The sequence below is a fragment of the Marinobacter sp. ELB17 genome (assembly GCF_000169375.1).
Taxonomy (GTDB): Bacteria; Pseudomonadota; Gammaproteobacteria; order Pseudomonadales; family Oleiphilaceae; genus Marinobacter.
The window spans coordinates 22,917-38,853 of record NZ_AAXY01000008.1 but is presented as its reverse complement, the minus strand read 5'-3'; the positions used below and the strand labels follow the sequence as shown (position 1 = coordinate 38,853).

The following is a 15,937-nucleotide window of genomic DNA, read 5'->3' as shown; positions in this document are numbered from 1 at the left end:
AAGGCTGCGTGCCACAAAAAAACCTGCATCGTTGCGATGCAGGTTTTTTTGTGGGTAAAGGGTTTTGATTGCCGGGTGGCTGCTGTTTAACTGATGCGGGCAACCGCAATGTCGGTCAGCAGGTGGAGCGCGTCGAGGTGTTCGCTAGCGGGTAGACTTTGCAAGCAGTCCTTGGCCTGCTGCGCCTGATTTTTGGCTTTGTCCATGGCGTAATTCAGCGCGCCGGTGGTGTTTATAATCGCCAGCACCGGTTGTAGATCGTCTAGCCCGCCCTTGCGGATCGCACGGCGAATCAGCTTTTTTTCGTCATCGTTGCTGTTGGCTATGGCATAAATCAGCGGTAATGTTGTTTTACCCTCGGCCAGATCGTCACCCACGTTTTTACCCATGGTTTCGGCGTCACCGCGATAGTCCAGTACGTCGTCCACTAGTTGAAATGCCAGCCCCAAGTGCTTTCCATAATTCTTCAGCGCTTCTTCCTGGGCGTGGTTTGCGCCGGCTAGCAAGGCGCCGGAGTGCGACGATGCCTCGAACAGCATCGCCGTTTTGTTATGAATCACTTGCATGTACTGGTTTTCGGTCAAGTCTGGATTCTTCACATTCATCAGTTGCATCACTTCGCCTTCGGCAATCACCGCGGTGGCGTGTGATAGCACCTTCATAATCGGCAGACTTTCCAGCTCGACCATCATTTCAAAGGCGCGGGCGTATAGAAAGTCGCCCACCAGCACGCTGGGTGCGTTGCCCCACTTGGCGTTGGCGGTGCTGCGCCCGCGGCGCATGTCGGAGGTGTCCACCACGTCGTCATGGAGCAGGGTGGCGGTGTGCAAAAATTCGATAACAGCGGCCAGTTTCAGGTGATTGTCTTCGTTATAGCCGGTAGCGCGGCTTGCGAGCAGGACCAGCAGGGGCCGCAAGCGCTTGCCACCGCTTTCAATAATGTACTGCGCAATTTTTTCGACCATCGGAACATCGGATGACAAACGCTGGATAATCAGTTCGTTAACGCGGCTGAAGTCGTCTGCCACGGTGTCGTAGATGCGTTGGGCTGTCATGAAGGGTTCCGGTGTTTGGCGGTGTTGTTGCTGTCGATAAAACAGGCAGGTCGCGGCAATGCTAGGTAACAAGGCGAAGAGTGTCAACGTAACTCGGTCAAGAGTGTCAACACAGCTTGTATTGCGTGGCGGCTTTTCGTACAATCACGCGCCCAACTCATCCCAACCTGCGCTCCCTGCTATAGGGTTGCCAAAGCGCTTCCCTTAGAACCAGGTGGATAAGAGCAGGGATGGGTCAATCGCGGAGAGCAGACATGTACGCAGTTATTGTTAGCGGTGGCAAACAGCACCGTGTAAAGGAAGGCGAAACTCTGAAGCTGGAGAAGCTGGAAGTAGAAACCGGTAGTAACATTGAATTCGACCGTGTTTTGCTGATCGCCAACGGCGACGATGTTAAAGTAGGCGCACCGGTTGTTGACGGCGCCAAAGTGACTGCAGAAGTCGTCAGCCACGGTCGTCACGACAAGATCCAGATCATCAAGTTCCGTCGCCGGAAGCATTCTATGAAGCGTCAGGGCCACCGCCAGTGGTTTACTGAAGTAAAGATCACGGGTATCCAGGGCTAATCCCGGGAATCACCCCTTAATCAGGAGGCTTATCATGGCTCATAAAAAAGCAGCAGGCAGTACCCGTAACGGTCGCGATTCCGAGTCGAAACGACTTGGTGTGAAGCGCTACGGCGGCGAAAGCGTATCCGCAGGCAGCATCATTGTTCGTCAGCGTGGAACCCGTTTTCATCCAGGCATTAACGTTGGACTGGGCAAGGATCACACCTTGTTCGCCAAAGCCGAAGGTCAGGTGAAGTTTGAAGTAAAAGGCCCTAAGAACCGCAAATATGTAAGCATCGTCTCAGCTGCATAAGTAGTGGTCTCCGAAAGCCCCGCACTGCTTCATTGAGGCTGCGGGGTTTTTTGGTTTGTAGGGTTTCGCTTTTAGTGCACAGTTATCAGCAAGAGCTTCAGCCAGCATCGTAAAGATCAGCAGCCAATACCATAAAGAGCAACAGCCAATATGAAATTTGTAGACGAAGCCACCATCATTGTGGAAGCAGGTACAGGCGGCCACGGTTGCCTGAGTTTCCGCCGTGAAAAATACGTGCCTCGGGGCGGACCTGACGGTGGCGATGGTGGCGATGGCGGTTCTGTGTATCTGGAAGCCAACGATGCCCTGAATACTCTGATTGACTACCGCTTTCAGCGCCAGCACAGAGCCCATAACGGCGAACAGGGTTCCGGCCGCAATTGCACCGGTACCAAAGGCGAAGATCTGGTGCTGCCGGTGCCGGTGGGTACGACCATAGTGGACATGGACACCCACGAAGTTCTGGGTGACCTGACTCGCATAGGTCAGCGCCAGAAAGTCGCTCAGGGTGGTTTTCACGGCCTGGGCAACACCCGCTTCAAGTCCTCTATTAACCGTGCGCCACGGCAGACTTCGAAAGGCTCTGAGGGTGAAACCCGGAATCTGCGGCTAGAGCTGAAAGTACTGGCCGATGTGGGCCTGTTGGGCATGCCCAATGCCGGTAAGTCGACCTTTATTCGCTCTGTATCTGCGGCGACGCCAAAAGTGGCGGACTATCCGTTTACCACCCTGGTGCCAAACCTGGGCGTGGTCAGAGTGCAGAATCACCAGAGTTTTGTGATTGCCGATATTCCCGGCCTAATCGAAGGCGCAGCCGAAGGTGCCGGTCTGGGCATCCGTTTTCTGAAGCACCTGGTGCGTACCCGCCTACTGCTTCACCTGGTAGACGTGGCCCCTTATGACGGTTCATCGCCGGCCTATGCGGTAAAAGCCATCGCCCACGAGCTTGAAAAATTCAGCGAAACATTGGCTAATCGCGATCGCTGGCTGGTGCTGAATAAAGTTGACATGGTGCCGGAAGACGAGCGCGAAGACCGCTGCCAGGCCATCGTTGATGAGCTGGAATGGAAAGGTCCGGTATTCAGTATCTCTGCCCTGAGCGGCGAAGGTACCAAGCCCCTGACTCAAGCCGTTATGCGCTGGATTGAGGAGCGTGCGGCAGAAGAGGCTGAAAACCCCGAAGCTGCCGAGCAGGAAGCAGTCCGCCGCCGCCAGATGGATGAAGAGGCCCGCGCCCGCATCACCGAAGAAAAGATGGCTCGCCGCGCGGCCCGCGAAGAAGACAACGATGACGACTTCGACGACGATGATGGTGACGTAGAAGTGGTTTACGCCCCGGAGTAGGTGGCACCTGTAAGAGACCGTATTAAAATCATGACTGAACGCGCCCAGCTGCAACAGGCCCGCCGCCTGGTGGTAAAAATCGGAAGTGCTCTGCTAACCAACGACGGTAAAGGCCTCGATGTGCCTGCTCTGGGCTGCTGGGTAGACCAGATGGCGGCGCTAATGCAAGCCGGTGTCGAGTTGGTGGTGGTGTCATCCGGCGCTGTTGCCGAGGGCATGAGCCGGTTAGGCTGGACTCGCCGGCCACAGCAGGCGCATGAATTGCAGGCAGCCGCGGCCGTAGGGCAGATGGGATTGGTACAAACCTGGGAGGCACAGTTCAAGCGCCACGGCATACACACCGCCCAGATTCTTCTGACCCACGACGACCTGTCTGATCGCAAGCGTTATCTGAATGGCCGCAGCACCCTGCGGGCGTTATTGGAGCTGGGCGTAGTGCCGATCGTGAACGAGAACGATACGGTGGTGACCGATGAAATCCGTTTTGGTGATAACGACACCCTAGGTGCGTTGGTGGCCAACGTGGTCGAAGCTGACGGCCTGATTATCCTCACAGATCAGCTGGGTCTGTTTGATAAAGACCCGCGCAAACACAGCGACGCAACATTGGTGAACGAGTGCTTCGCCAGTAACCGCGACCTGGATGTCATGGCCGGCAGTAGCGCCGGCGCGCTGGGTCGCGGGGGTATGCAGACTAAGCTTCGTGCGGCGCGGCTAGCAGCACGCTCAGGAGCCTTCACGGTGATTGTGGGCGGGCGCATCGACAATGTTCTGGGCCGGCTGCGCGAACGCGAAGCGTTGGGTACGCTTTTATTGCCGGAGCAGGGCCGTGTAGCGGCTCGCAAACAGTGGCTGGCCAGTCACCTGCAAACCCGTGGTGCTTTAGTGATTGATGATGGCGCGGCGCGGGTGTTGCGACAGGGTGGTCGCAGCTTGCTGCCTGTAGGCGTTACCCGTATCAGTGGTGAATTCCGCCGCGGCGAGATGGTGGCGTGTCTGGATGAGCAGGGTAACGAAGTGGCTCGTGGCCTGGTGAATTACGACGCCGCTGCTGCACGTTTGATTGCTGGCCAGTCTAGTGATCGCATCATGGAATTGCTGGGCTTTATGACCGGTGAAGAGCTGATTCACCGCGACAACATGGTGATTGCCTCTTAGATAATGATAGTTTCTTAGCGTTATTCCTTGCCGTTTCTGCAGACATAAAAAAACCGGCCAACTGGCCGGTTTTTCGTGCACCAAAGTGGCTTACGCCGCTTGCAGTGCCTTCACCTTGATATTCAGGCGGCTCTTAATGCGAGCAACCTTGTTCTTGGGGAAGATACCCTTGTTAATCATGCTGTCCAGAATCGGCTGGGCTTGCAGAAAAGCAGCTTTCGCGCCTTCATAATTGCCTTCAGCGATTTGAACGTGAATCTTTTTCATGTACGTACGAGCCATGGAACGCAGGCTGGTGTTGTGCTTGCGACTGTTCTCGTTTTGACGTGCACGCTTTTTGGATTGCGGGGAATTTGCCACCGTAAAACTCCTGAAAGTACTTGAATTCGTTGCTGAATATTTGGTTTGAGAGCGCCAGATGCAGTTGCAGTGACCCTTCAGTCACCCGTATCGCAACTCTCTTTCATCGCGGGCGCGCCAGATCCAGCGCGTCGAAATAAATGACGCGGAACTATGCCGCCAACGATGAGACTTGTCAAGTCAAAAAGTGATCAATGCCAGCGGAGGCAGGGCTTGTGATAAACTCCCGCTTCTCTATTTTTGTCGGCCAAAACACCATGTCTGAACAGTCTCCCGGGCCCCAAGGCCCGACACCCGAATCGCCGCGCCCATCAGAGCCGTCGGTGCCCGCCGTGAGCGCGATTAAACCTGCGCCGGGCCTGCTGCGTTCGTCTGGTGTCGTAGGGGTGATGACCATGACGTCGCGGGTGCTGGGGCTGGTGCGGGATATGGTGATCGCTCGCTATTTTGGTGCTGGTGCCGGTGCGGACGCGTTTTTTGTGGCCTTCAAGATTCCTAATTTTCTACGCCGATTGTTTGCCGAAGGTGCGTTTTCGCAAGCGTTCGTGCCCGTGCTGTCGTCTTATCGTGAAAACCAGCCGGCAACCGAAGTAAAGCGCCTGGTGGATGCGGTTGCCGGCTCGTTGGGCCTGGTGCTGTTGGGGGTCATTCTGGTGGCCATGCTTGGCGCGCCGGTGCTGACGGCGGTGTTTGCCCCGGGTTTTTTGGGCGACGACATAAAATTCGCACTGGCCAGCGACATGTTACGGATCACCTTCCCTTATTTATTGCTGATCTCGTTGACGGCGTTCGCCGGTGGCATTCTCAACAGCTACGATCGCTTTGCCGTTCCCGCGTTTACGCCGGTGTTGCTGAATCTCGCGATGATTGCTGCCGCCGTCTGGCTAGCGCCGCTCATGAACGAGCCGATAATGGCGCTGGCCTGGGGTGTGTTGATTGCCGGTGCCTTACAGCTGTTTTTCCAACTACCGTTTTTGATGCGTCTGGGTTTGATGCCGCGGCCACGGGTGGATTACCGCCATGAGGGCGTTAGCCGGATTCTGAAGCTGATGGTGCCGGCGCTGTTCGGCGTATCGGTAAGCCAGATAAACCTGCTGCTGGACACCGTTCTTGCCTCGTTTTTGCAAACCGGCAGTGTGTCCTGGCTGTACTATTCCGACCGCCTTGCGGAGTTGCCTTTAGGGGTGTTCGGCATAGCCATTGCAACGGTGATTTTGCCCAGCTTATCTCGTAAGCACACGGCGGACTCGGCGGATCAGTTCTCCGCCACTCTGGATTGGGCGGTGCGGGCGGTGTTGATTATTGGTGTGCCGTCTGCGCTGGCCTTGGGATTGCTGGCTGAGCCGCTCATTGCCACTCTGTTTCACTATGGCGAAGTGACTGATCGCGATGTGGCCATGTCGGCTCAAAGCCTGCGCGCTTATTCCGCGGGCCTGCTGGCATTCATGGTGATCAAGGTGCTGGCGCCGGGCTTTTTTGCCCGCCAGGACATTCGCACCCCGGTAAAAATTGGCATCATCGCCATGGTCGCTAATATGGTGTTCAACCTGATACTGATCTTCCCCTTGGCGCACGCAGGCCTGGCGCTGGCCACATCGCTGTCGGCCTGGCTCAACGCCTTTTTGCTGTGGCGCGGTTTGAAGGCCATCGGCGCCTGGCGCAGCCAGCCCGGCTGGGGCAAGTTTGGGCTGCAGCTCGCGCTGGCGAACGGCGCGCTGGTGGCGGTGATTTTGTGGCTGAACGCGCCGGTGAATCAGTGGCTGGCGGCCGGCGGCTTTCAGCGTTCCCAGGATATGGCAATACTGGTGATTGCAGGCACACTTGCGTACTTTGTTACACTGGCGCTGGCCGGGGTGCGTATCAGACATTTTCGCCACAGGTGAGGTATAATCCCGCGCCTTATCATGTGCCAAGCGCTTATTGGCTGTAATTCTTGGCACGATTTTATTGCCGCTATTCATTGGCAATATTCACTAGCAAAGAGGTTTGCTTTGCATGCGCTTGATTCGCGGCCTGACCAACCTGAAAACGCTGTCGCAATCGGGCGAAGGCCCACTGGCGCGTGGCTGTGTGGCTACCGTGGGCAACTTTGACGGCGTGCACCGCGGCCATCAGGCGATTCTGGAACAGGTAAAAACACAAGCCGCAAAGCACAACCTGCCCTCGGTGGTGGTGATTTTTGAACCCCAGCCTCAGGAGTTCTTTCGCGGTGTGGATGCGCCGCCGCGGTTGACCGGTTTCCGCCAGAAAGTGGAAGCTTTGCGAGGGCAGGGTATTGATGCGGTGCTGTGCCTGCGTTTTGACGAGCAGTTCCGCCAGTTTTCGGCCTGGGGCTTTGTGGATAGCCTGCTGATTCAAGGCCTGGCGGTGAAGCACCTGGTGGTGGGAGACGACTTCCGTTTTGGTTGTGATCGTTCCGGTGATTTTAATTTTTTGGAGAAAGTGGGCGCTGACGCCGGCTTTACAGTTGAAAACACCCGCACTGTGGTGATCGAGGGCGACCGCGTTAGCAGCACCCGCATCCGTAAACTGCTGGCTGATAACCAGTTGGATAGCGCCGAACATTTTCTGGGGTGGAAATATCACATTGCTGGCCGCATTGTTTATGGGCGCCAGCTGGGGCGTGAGATTGGCGCACCAACGGCGAATATCCGCCTGGCCCAAATACCCGCCTTGCGGGGTGTTTACGTGGTAAAGGTAAGGTTGGCCGATGGCACCCTGCACGACGGCATCGCCAATATTGGCTTGCGGCCGACCGTCGACGGCAAACACCCGGCACTGGAAGTGCACCTGTTTGATTACGCCGGTATGCTTTACGGGCAGAGGCTTGACGTCACCTTTCACCACGGCCTGCGTGATGAAGTCCGCTTTGAATCGGTTGGCGCCCTGAAAACCCAGATTGCCAAAGATTTCAGCAGCGCCCGGCGCTGGCTTGCTGAGAGCCTAGCTGCGAACCGTACTGCGAACACAGACTGACTTAAACTGACCCAATAGAGCACGCACAGCCATCATGAGCGACTACAAGCACACTCTGAATCTGCCGGAAACCGCTTTTCCCATGCGCGGTAACCTGGCCAACCGCGAGCCTGAAATGCTCAAACGCTGGCAGGACCTGAACGTTTACGGCAACTTGCGCGAACAGCGCGCCGGGCGTAACAAGTTCATTCTTCACGATGGCCCTCCTTACGCCAACGGCAGCATTCACATTGGGCACGCGGTTAACAAAATCCTGAAGGATATCATTGTTAAGTCCCGTGGCTTCATGGGCTTTGATGCGCCTTACGTGCCCGGTTGGGATTGCCATGGCTTGCCTATCGAGCACAAAGTAGAGCAGAAAATCGGCAAAGCCGGTGTGAAGGTAGATTACAAAACCTTCCGCCAGGCCTGCCGCGATTACGCCACCAAGCAGATTGCCGGCCAGAAAGCCGACTTTATCCGCCTGGGCGTGATGGGTGAGTGGGACAAGCCTTACCTGACCATGGACCCGAAAGTAGAAGCGGGCATTGTGCGTGCGCTGGGTAAAATTGTAGACAAGGGCCACCTGGTGCGCGGTTACAAACCGGTCTACTGGAGCGTGGTAGGGCAGTCGGCTCTGGCCGAAGCGGAAGTAGAGTATCAGGACAAGACCTCTACCCAGATCGACGTGCGCTTTACCGCAGTGGATCAAACCAAAGCCCTGTCGCTGTTCAATACCAGCGCCGGTGAAGGCGATGTGTCCGTCGTCATCTGGACAACCACGCCCTGGACCATTCCCGCCAATCAGGCGGTGTCATTGGGCGCCGAGCTGGATTACTCGCTGGTGCAAGCCGATGTCGGCGCCGGTCCGGAGCGAATGATTCTGGCCAGCGCTATGGTAGAGGGCGTTATGGCACGCTGGGATGTGGCCGGTTACCAAGTGCTGGCACAATGCACCGGTGCCCAGCTGGAGCATTTGGCGCTGCAACACCCGGTTTATGACAAACACGTCCCGGTGATTCTGGGCGATCACGTGTCTACCGACGCAGGTACCGGCGCCGTTCACACCGCGCCAGACCACGGTGTGGAGGACTTTGTGGTGGGCAAAACCTACGGCATTGGCACCCTGAACATGGTTCAGGCCGATGGCACCTACACCAGTGCGACCGGCGAGTTCGCTGGCGTTCACGTGTACAAGGCGGATGACCCGGTCTGCGACGCGTTGACCCGGGAAGGCAAGCTGGTACGCAAAGAAAAGTTCCGCCACAGCTTTCCCCATTGCTGGCGCACCAAAACACCGCTGATTTACCGCGCCACACCGCAGTGGTTTATCAGCATGGAAAAAGAAAACCTGCGCGCCGACGCTCTGGAAGCGATTAAGGGCGTTCGCTGGGTGCCTACCTGGGGTCAGAACCGCATCGAAGCCATGGTGCGCCAGTCGCCGGACTGGTGCGTATCGCGCCAGCGCACCTGGGGCGTGCCGATTACCTTGTTTATCCACAAAGAAACCCAGAATCTGCACCCGAACACCCAGAGCCTGATCGAAAAAGTGGCTCAGGCTATCGAAATCGATGGCATTGATGCCTGGTATGACCTGGATGCCCGCGAGATTCTGGGCGACGACGCCGATCACTACGAGAAAGTGTTGGACACCCTGGACGTATGGTTTGACTCCGGTGTGACCCACGAATCGGTATTGCGGGTGCGCGAAGAGCTGAGCCAGTTCCCGGCCGATTTGTACCTGGAAGGTTCTGACCAGCACCGCGGCTGGTTTCAATCGTCCCTGAAAACTTCCATTGCCATCAACGGCGTGGCACCGTACAAGCAGGTGCTCACCCACGGCTTTACCGTGGATGGCAAGGGTTACAAAATGTCTAAATCCTTGGGCAACGTGATCGCGCCGCAAGAGGTGACTAACGATCTGGGCGCCGACATTCTGCGCCTGTGGGTAGCGGCGACCGATTACAGCGGTGAAATGACGGTCTCCAAAGACATTCTACGGCAAAGTGCCGACGGTTATCGCCGCATCCGCAACACCGCGCGCTTCCTGATGAGTAACCTGACAGGTTTCGATCCAACCAAGCACACAGTCGCCCCGGCCGACATGATGGCGCTGGACCGCTGGATGGTGGATCGCGCTCTGCAATTGCAGAATGAAATCCACGAAGATTATGAAAACTACGCCTTCCTGCGGATTTACCAGAAGGTGTACAACTTCTGTGAATCCATTCTGGGCGGCTTTTATCTCGACATCATCAAAGATCGCCAGTATACGACCCAAGCTGACAGCCTGGCTCGGCGTTCGTGCCAGACCGCGCTTTACCATGTAGCCGAAGCTTTGGTGCGCTGGATTGCGCCGATTTTGAGCTTTACCGCCGATGAAATCTGGCAGCACCTGCCGGGTGAGCGCGGCGACACCGTATTCTACGAAACCTGGTACCAAGGCCTGAGTGAAATGCCGCAGAGCGTGGAGCTGGGCCGTGATTACTGGCGCGACATTTCCGCCGTGAAAGAAGCGGTGAACAAACGCCTGGAAGACGCCCGCAAGCAAGGCGTTATCAAGGGTTCCCTAAGCGCAGAAGTAACGTTGTTCTGCGATGGCGAGTTGGCCGAGAAACTAAAGCATCTGGGCGAAGAGTTGCGCTTTGTGCTGATTACCTCGGAAGCTGACGTGAAGCCGGCAAGCGAGGCGGTTGACGCCGAACAAACCGGTTATGAAGGGCTGTTGGTGCAGGTGCGCCCCGCCAGCAATACCAAGTGCGAGCGCTGCTGGCACCACCGCGCCGACGTAGGTAGCCACGCAGACCTCCCCGATTTGTGCGGTCGCTGTGTTACCAACGTGTATGGCTCGGGTGAAACCCGCGCTTTCGCCTGATGGGCTCTGCCATGGGAAAATCCGACGTTAGCGTTAAGCCCCGCGCGGGCAAACTGAGGTGGTTGTGGCTGACTGCGCTGGTGATCGCTATTGATCTGGGCACCAAGGCAATGGCCACCGCCATGCTCAGCTACGGCAACCCGGTACCGGTGATGCCACTGTTTAACTTTACGCTGCTGCACAACACTGGCGCCGCCTTTAGTTTTTTAGCCGGTGCCGCAGGCTGGCAGCGCTGGTTCTTTGTGATCCTGGCGTTGGTGGTCAGCGTAGTGCTGGTGCTATGGCTGAGAAAGCTGGAGCGCCATGAAACCTGGTCTGCCATTGCCTTCGCGCTGATTCTTGGTGGCGCTTTGGGTAATGTGTATGACCGTGTGGTGCACGGTTACGTGGTGGATTTTCTCCATTTTTATTGGCAGAACTGGCACTTCCCGGCCTTTAATCTGGCCGACACCGCCATCACCATTGGCGCCGCCATGATAATACTCGATACGTTTCGCAAACCCGCCGATGCGGGCACAAAAGGCGACTGACTACTATGAAAGAGCTCCCTGTAGATAAAGGCACTCGGGTTACCCTGCATTTTGCCCTGAAATTCGACAGCGGCGAAGTGGTTGATACCACCTTCGACAAAAACCCGGCCACCCTGGACATTGGCGATGAAAGTCTGCCAGAGAATTTTGAAGCCTATCTGATGGGCATGAAAGCCGGTGACAAAGCCAGCTATCAGGTGCCACCGGAAAAAGCCTTTGGCCAGCGCAACCCCAACAACTTACAGGTGATGAAGCGCCATGTGTTCGGTGCCGACATGGTGCTGGAGCCAGGTGTGGTGGTCTCCTTTGCCGACGCGCGTCAGCAAGAGCTGCCGGGTACCATCAGCTGGGTAGAGGGCGACGAAGTAGAAGTGGACTTCAACCACCCGCTGTCTGGGCGTACACTAACCTTCGACGTAGAAATTATAGACGTAGAGCCGGTAGGCCCTGCGCACTGAACTCCTGTGGCCTGAGATAGGAACACTATGCAAATTCGTCTGGCAAACCCCCGTGGATTCTGCGCCGGTGTCGACCGCGCCATTGATATCGTTAATCGCGCTCTGGACGTGTTTGGCGCACCTATTTATGTACGCCATGAAGTGGTGCACAACAAATCCGTGGTAGATAACCTGCGCAAGCGCGGCGCCATCTTCGTGGAAGAACTAAGCGAAGTGCCAGACGACAAACTGGTGATTTTCAGCGCCCACGGAGTGTCTCAAGCCGTGCAAAAAGAGGCAGCCGACCGCGGCCTGAAAGTCTTCGACGCTACCTGCCCACTGGTCACCAAAGTTCACATAGAAGTCATGCGTTACAGCCGTGACGGCAGCGAATGCGTGCTGATTGGCCACCATGGCCACCCGGAAGTGGAAGGCACCATGGGTCAGTATAACTTTGCCAACGGCGGCGATATCTACCTGGTGGAGAACGAAGCCGACGTAGCAAAGCTGGACGTCAAAAACCCTGAAAAACTGGCTTATGTCACCCAGACCACCCTGTCGATGGACGATACCGCGCGGGTAATCGATGCCTTGCGGGCAAAGTTCCCAAAAATTGAAGGCCCGCGCAAAGACGACATCTGCTACGCCACCCAAAACCGCCAAGACGCCGTCAAACAAATGGCCGACGAGTGCGACCTGATGCTGGTGGTGGGCTCCCCCAACAGCTCCAATTCCAACCGCCTGCGCGAGCTGGCGGAGCGCATGGGCACACCGGCCTATCTGATCGACGAAGCCGCACAAATTGACCCCGCCTGGCTAGACGGCAAAAAATCCATCGGCGTAACCGCTGGAGCTTCGGCCCCTGAAGTACTGGTAAGTGCCGTGATTGCCCGCCTGCGTGAACTCGGCGGTGATGTGCCGGAGGAGATTGCCGGGCGTGAAGAGAATATTGTGTTTTCTATGCCGAAAGAGTTGCGGATTGATGCTGTCCAAATAGACGACTGATGCCGCCGATCCGTAAATGTGATGGTTTGTGCTCGCCGACCGTTATAGAAGCCGCGGTGAGAATGTGAGTAAATCCACAATTTTTAGAGTTTCCGCCGCTTATCCCTTGAATTGCACCGCCCATCATCTAACGCATTCCAATGCCCGGAAATACTGATACTTTCTAACAGCGGACTAACCGGATGTAGTTACCTATGATTAGAAAAACACTTGGTTTTACGCTCATTGAGCTTTTAGTGACAATTGCATTGCTCGGTATTCTGGTAGCACTTGCTTCGCCCAGTTTTATATCGTTGCTCTCCTCGAACCGCACGACTTCATACTTGCAGGAAGCTACTGGCGCTATTCGCTATGCGCGATCAGAAGCGATTAAACGAAATCGGGTCGTCACTATTTGTGCCAGTGCTAATCAGGCTTCCTGTGGCGGAAATTGGCAGCAGGGTTGGATTGTATTTGGTGACGCGAACGCTGACGGAGCCTATACCATCGGGGAGACGATGCTGCAGGTTCGTGACACGGTGAATACTGACTTTTCTATGACTTGGAGTGACGCCAGCGCTGGCTTTATTCAATTTAATGGGCAGGGATACACGGTTGACCAAAGAGGTACCTTTAAGGTTTGTGGCGAAGACAATCAGGCTTCTGGTGCTCGCGGCTTGATTATTCAGAGCTCCGGAACGCTGCGGTTTGCATCAGATACAGACTCGAACAGTATCCGGGAAGACATTCTTGGCAATGATCTGACCTGTCCTTAGCAACGACATTCGATGATTAAAAGTAGAGCGGAGAAACGAACAGTGAGACTAAAAGAGCATAAAAGTATTAGGCGATCTACCGGTGTCGGTTTGATAGAGGTGTTGGTCTCTTTGTTGGTCCTTTCCGTTGGTATCCTCGGTATCGCTGGACTACAAACTCGCGCTCTTCAAATGAATCAGAGTGTCCTCTATCAATCCAGAGCGAATGTTTTGGCATACGACATAATGGATCGCATGCGAGCGAATCAGTCGCAGGTTGACAACTATCAGATCGATTTTTCTGATGCGGTGCCTTCGTTCAGCAATTGCTATTCACCGTCGGCGAATTGCACTGCGATTCAAATAGCAGATTTCGACTTAGGCAGTTGGAGAGCGGATCTGGCGGCGGTGCTCCCTGATGGCAAAGGATCGATTGTTAAAACCGGCGGCGCAGAACCGGCATTTATAGTCACCCTTCAATTCGACAACGCACGCGTTGAAGCTGCGACGAAGGCAGGGCAAGACAAGATCGGCAGTGGGACTCCCATTATTAAACAGGTCTCGTTTCGGACCGCTTTTTGAGGGCTAGATGATGTTTCTCTTACCAAAAAAGCAGTCAGGTTTCAGCTTGATTGAGTTGATGATATCCATTGGGCTGGGGCTACTGCTATTGCTGGGAGCTTCTCAGGTATATCTTTCCTCAAAGCGGACTTACGCCTTCAACGAGGAACTCGGGTGGATGCAGGAAAATGCTCGCTTTGCCTTGGACCAATTGAACAGAGATGTGCGAATGGCGGGCTTTTGGGGGTGCAGTACAGAAGGTAAATTTGTGAACACTCTCAACCCCGTTGGTGGCAGCGGGTGGCAAATCGACTTCACCAGAGCGGTTCGTGGCTGGGATGGCGACGACGCAGGTTATCCAAGCCCTGAGTTTCCGAATAGCTTAGGTCCGGTTGTGAATGCGGCGGCGGTTCCCGGAAGTGACCTCCTGACCATACGGCGGGCCGACGACTCAACGGGGCAATTCAATGTAACTTCGCACAATACCTCATCCGCAGTGATTGATGTTGCCGGCTCACACGATTTCGCGAATGGCGACATACTCGTCGTTACCGACTGCAACCACACTTCTGTTATGCAGCACACTGGCAATGGAACGAACAAGGTGAATCATAATCCGGGCGGAAGCGTGAGTCCGGGTAACTGTCAAAAAGCACTGGGTTCCAGTTGTGGCGTCGCTCCTTCGGTTGACTATCGGTATAGCCCTGATCGTGGCGCCACTGTGATGCGGGCTCAAGCCCACGGGTATTACGTTGATTTAGCCCCTAACGGCGTGCCTTCGCTGTATCGACGAGTGATACAGTCCGGCTCTGCTGCGGTCGCCAGTGAAGAGTTGGTTCAGGGTGTTGAGAATATACAGTTCATTTACGGGGAAGATTTGAACGGTGACGGCGCCCCGGAGCGTTATGTTGATTCGGATGACGTAACTGACTGGAGTGATGTGACGGTGGTGCGACTGAACATGCTGGTAAGGTCTCTGGCTGCGATTGCCAGCCAGCCACAACCGTTCCGTTTTGCGGGAACAGACTACACGCCGGATGACCGATTTCTGCGTCAACAGTTTGTGTCAACCATCAAAATCCGTAATAAGTGAGCCACGTCATGATGCAGTCACAGCGCGGTAATACCTTGTTGGTAAGCCTCTTATTGCTTCTGATTTTGACGATCGTAGCGGTCGGCTCTATTGGCGGCGTATCCCTTGGCCAGAAAATGGCGACCAATTATCAGGATCGACAACGTGCGTTCCAGGCAGCGGAAGCGGTGTTAGCCGAGGGTGAAAGGGCGGCGCAATCCATAAGCCAAGGGTTCAATGAAGCAGACTTTGCAGCGGGATGCGGCGCCGGGGGCGACTGTTTCACTGATATTTGTAATGGGGGCAGGTGCTTTAACGGCACATACTCTTCCGCCAGCGCTTGTGTGTTTGACAGTAGCTCTGAACCTCATAGGGACCCTGCGACCTGGTCTTCTAGTGCTCGGTCAGTGGCCTCCAGCCAGAATTTTCCAGAGTTAACGAACAAACCGCGCTACATCATCGAGTTCCTGTGCTACGTCGTGGCCGACCCTAACGCGTCAGCAACGCCGGTTGCTCCGCCACCTTACGGTGCAGACTGGGCGTACATGTATCGCATATCGAGCTTTGTTGAAGGTGCCAATGGTGGCGCCCGGGTGATGCTTCAATCTACCTTCAAGGTATTGCAATGATCACGTTAGTGGTTCATCAGGAGAGTAATCATGAAAAATCGCGGAAGTCTCAAGCGGATGCTTTTTTGTTCAGCCTGTTTGGTTGGATTAGGCTTTTTGTCATCGGGTGTTGGAGCAGTAACCACGATAACTTCCGTGACAGAAGCACCGTCTTCTGTTTCCGGTGAGCGTTTCTTGCGTGGTGACCTTATTGAATATTCCAATGATCGAAAATTGATTACGTCGGTTGGCGTGTTTGAGGTTCCGGCCGCTGCGAAAGTGCGGGATCAAAGGGAAAAGAGCCAACCGGTCAGTGAGTCGAAATCTGAAGTTATGCTCAAGTTTAGGAATGATTACTTGATAGAAGTCACGATTTATTAAA

Annotated in this window: 17 protein-coding genes and 1 pseudogene; 16 read left to right on the top strand and 2 right to left on the bottom strand. The window is 55.3% G+C overall.

Annotated features, from left to right (window positions below):
- Window positions 1–86: 86 nt before the first annotated feature.
- A complete protein-coding gene (locus MELB17_RS11355; RefSeq protein ID WP_007350386.1) occupies window positions 87–1,055 on the bottom strand; it encodes a polyprenyl synthetase family protein in 969 nt (322 codons plus the stop codon).
- 254 nt (window positions 1,056–1,309) lie between these two features.
- Between MELB17_RS11355 and rplU the strand changes: the two genes are divergently transcribed.
- The 4 genes from rplU to proB all read left to right on the top strand — a co-directional run bounded on the left by rplU (window position 1,310) and on the right by proB (window position 4,418).
- Complete coding sequence (gene rplU, locus MELB17_RS11350) at window positions 1,310–1,621, top strand: 50S ribosomal protein L21 (RefSeq protein ID WP_007350385.1); 312 nt, start codon at window positions 1,310–1,312, stop codon at window positions 1,619–1,621.
- A gap of 34 nt (window positions 1,622–1,655) precedes the next feature.
- Complete coding sequence (rpmA, locus tag MELB17_RS11345; RefSeq protein ID WP_007350384.1) at window positions 1,656–1,916, top strand: 50S ribosomal protein L27; 261 nt, start codon at window positions 1,656–1,658, stop codon at window positions 1,914–1,916.
- Window positions 1,917–2,066: 150 nt separating this feature from the next.
- Window positions 2,067–3,260, top strand: coding sequence for an Obg family GTPase CgtA (gene cgtA / locus MELB17_RS11340; protein ID WP_007350383.1), 1,194 nt, complete (start codon window positions 2,067–2,069; stop codon window positions 3,258–3,260).
- 30 nt (window positions 3,261–3,290) lie between these two features.
- Window positions 3,291–4,418, top strand: a complete 1,128-nt coding sequence (gene proB, locus MELB17_RS11335) for a glutamate 5-kinase (RefSeq protein ID WP_007350382.1) — start codon at window positions 3,291–3,293, stop codon at window positions 4,416–4,418.
- Between the two features lie 90 nt (window positions 4,419–4,508).
- Here proB and rpsT read toward each other — a convergent pair whose 3' ends face one another.
- Window positions 4,509–4,778, bottom strand: coding sequence for a 30S ribosomal protein S20 (rpsT, locus tag MELB17_RS11330; protein ID WP_007350381.1), 270 nt, complete (start codon window positions 4,776–4,778; stop codon window positions 4,509–4,511).
- A gap of 257 nt (window positions 4,779–5,035) precedes the next feature.
- Between rpsT and murJ the strand changes: the two genes are divergently transcribed.
- The 12 genes and pseudogenes from murJ to MELB17_RS11275 all read left to right on the top strand — a co-directional run bounded on the left by murJ (window position 5,036) and on the right by MELB17_RS11275 (window position 15,936).
- Window positions 5,036–6,661, top strand: a complete 1,626-nt coding sequence (gene murJ / locus MELB17_RS11325; protein ID WP_227498882.1) for a murein biosynthesis integral membrane protein MurJ — start codon at window positions 5,036–5,038, stop codon at window positions 6,659–6,661.
- A gap of 112 nt (window positions 6,662–6,773) precedes the next feature.
- On the top strand, window positions 6,774–7,754 hold the full coding sequence (gene ribF, locus MELB17_RS11320) for a bifunctional riboflavin kinase/FAD synthetase (protein WP_007350379.1): 981 nt from the start codon (window positions 6,774–6,776) through the stop codon (window positions 7,752–7,754).
- 34 nt (window positions 7,755–7,788) lie between these two features.
- Window positions 7,789–10,608: an isoleucine--tRNA ligase gene (ileS, locus tag MELB17_RS11315; protein WP_007350378.1), complete on the top strand. Its 2,820-nt coding sequence runs from the start codon at window positions 7,789–7,791 to the stop codon at window positions 10,606–10,608.
- Entirely contained in the window at window positions 10,608–11,138 is a 531-nt protein-coding gene (gene lspA / locus MELB17_RS11310; protein ID WP_007350377.1) for a signal peptidase II, read from the top strand. Before ileS ends, lspA begins: the two co-directional genes overlap by 1 nt.
- Window positions 11,139–11,143: 5 nt before the next feature.
- The gene (locus MELB17_RS11305; RefSeq protein WP_007350376.1) at window positions 11,144–11,596 is read left to right on the top strand and encodes an FKBP-type peptidyl-prolyl cis-trans isomerase; all 453 of its coding nucleotides are present in this window, start codon (window positions 11,144–11,146) and stop codon (window positions 11,594–11,596) included.
- 27 nt (window positions 11,597–11,623) lie between these two features.
- Window positions 11,624–12,580, top strand: a complete 957-nt coding sequence (gene ispH / locus MELB17_RS11300; RefSeq protein WP_007350375.1) for a 4-hydroxy-3-methylbut-2-enyl diphosphate reductase — start codon at window positions 11,624–11,626, stop codon at window positions 12,578–12,580.
- Between the two features lie 194 nt (window positions 12,581–12,774).
- Window positions 12,775–13,335, top strand: a complete 561-nt coding sequence (locus tag MELB17_RS23255; RefSeq protein WP_007350374.1) for a GspH/FimT family pseudopilin — start codon at window positions 12,775–12,777, stop codon at window positions 13,333–13,335.
- 42 nt (window positions 13,336–13,377) lie between these two features.
- Window positions 13,378–13,896, top strand: a complete 519-nt coding sequence (gene pilV, locus MELB17_RS11290) for a type IV pilus modification protein PilV (protein WP_198136484.1) — start codon at window positions 13,378–13,380, stop codon at window positions 13,894–13,896.
- Between the two features lie 7 nt (window positions 13,897–13,903).
- Window positions 13,904–13,990 (top strand): annotated as a pseudogene (locus tag MELB17_RS26490) (prepilin-type N-terminal cleavage/methylation domain-containing protein); the annotation flags it as partial.
- A gap of 153 nt (window positions 13,991–14,143) precedes the next feature.
- Window positions 14,144–14,968: a PilW family protein gene (locus MELB17_RS11285; protein WP_227498887.1), complete on the top strand. Its 825-nt coding sequence runs from the start codon at window positions 14,144–14,146 to the stop codon at window positions 14,966–14,968.
- Window positions 14,969–14,976: 8 nt separating this feature from the next.
- A complete protein-coding gene (locus MELB17_RS23250) occupies window positions 14,977–15,576 on the top strand; it encodes a PilX N-terminal domain-containing pilus assembly protein (protein ID WP_007350371.1) in 600 nt (199 codons plus the stop codon).
- 30 nt (window positions 15,577–15,606) lie between these two features.
- Window positions 15,607–15,936, top strand: coding sequence for a hypothetical protein (locus MELB17_RS11275; RefSeq protein ID WP_007350370.1), 330 nt, complete (start codon window positions 15,607–15,609; stop codon window positions 15,934–15,936).
- Window position 15,937 lies beyond the last annotated feature (1 nt).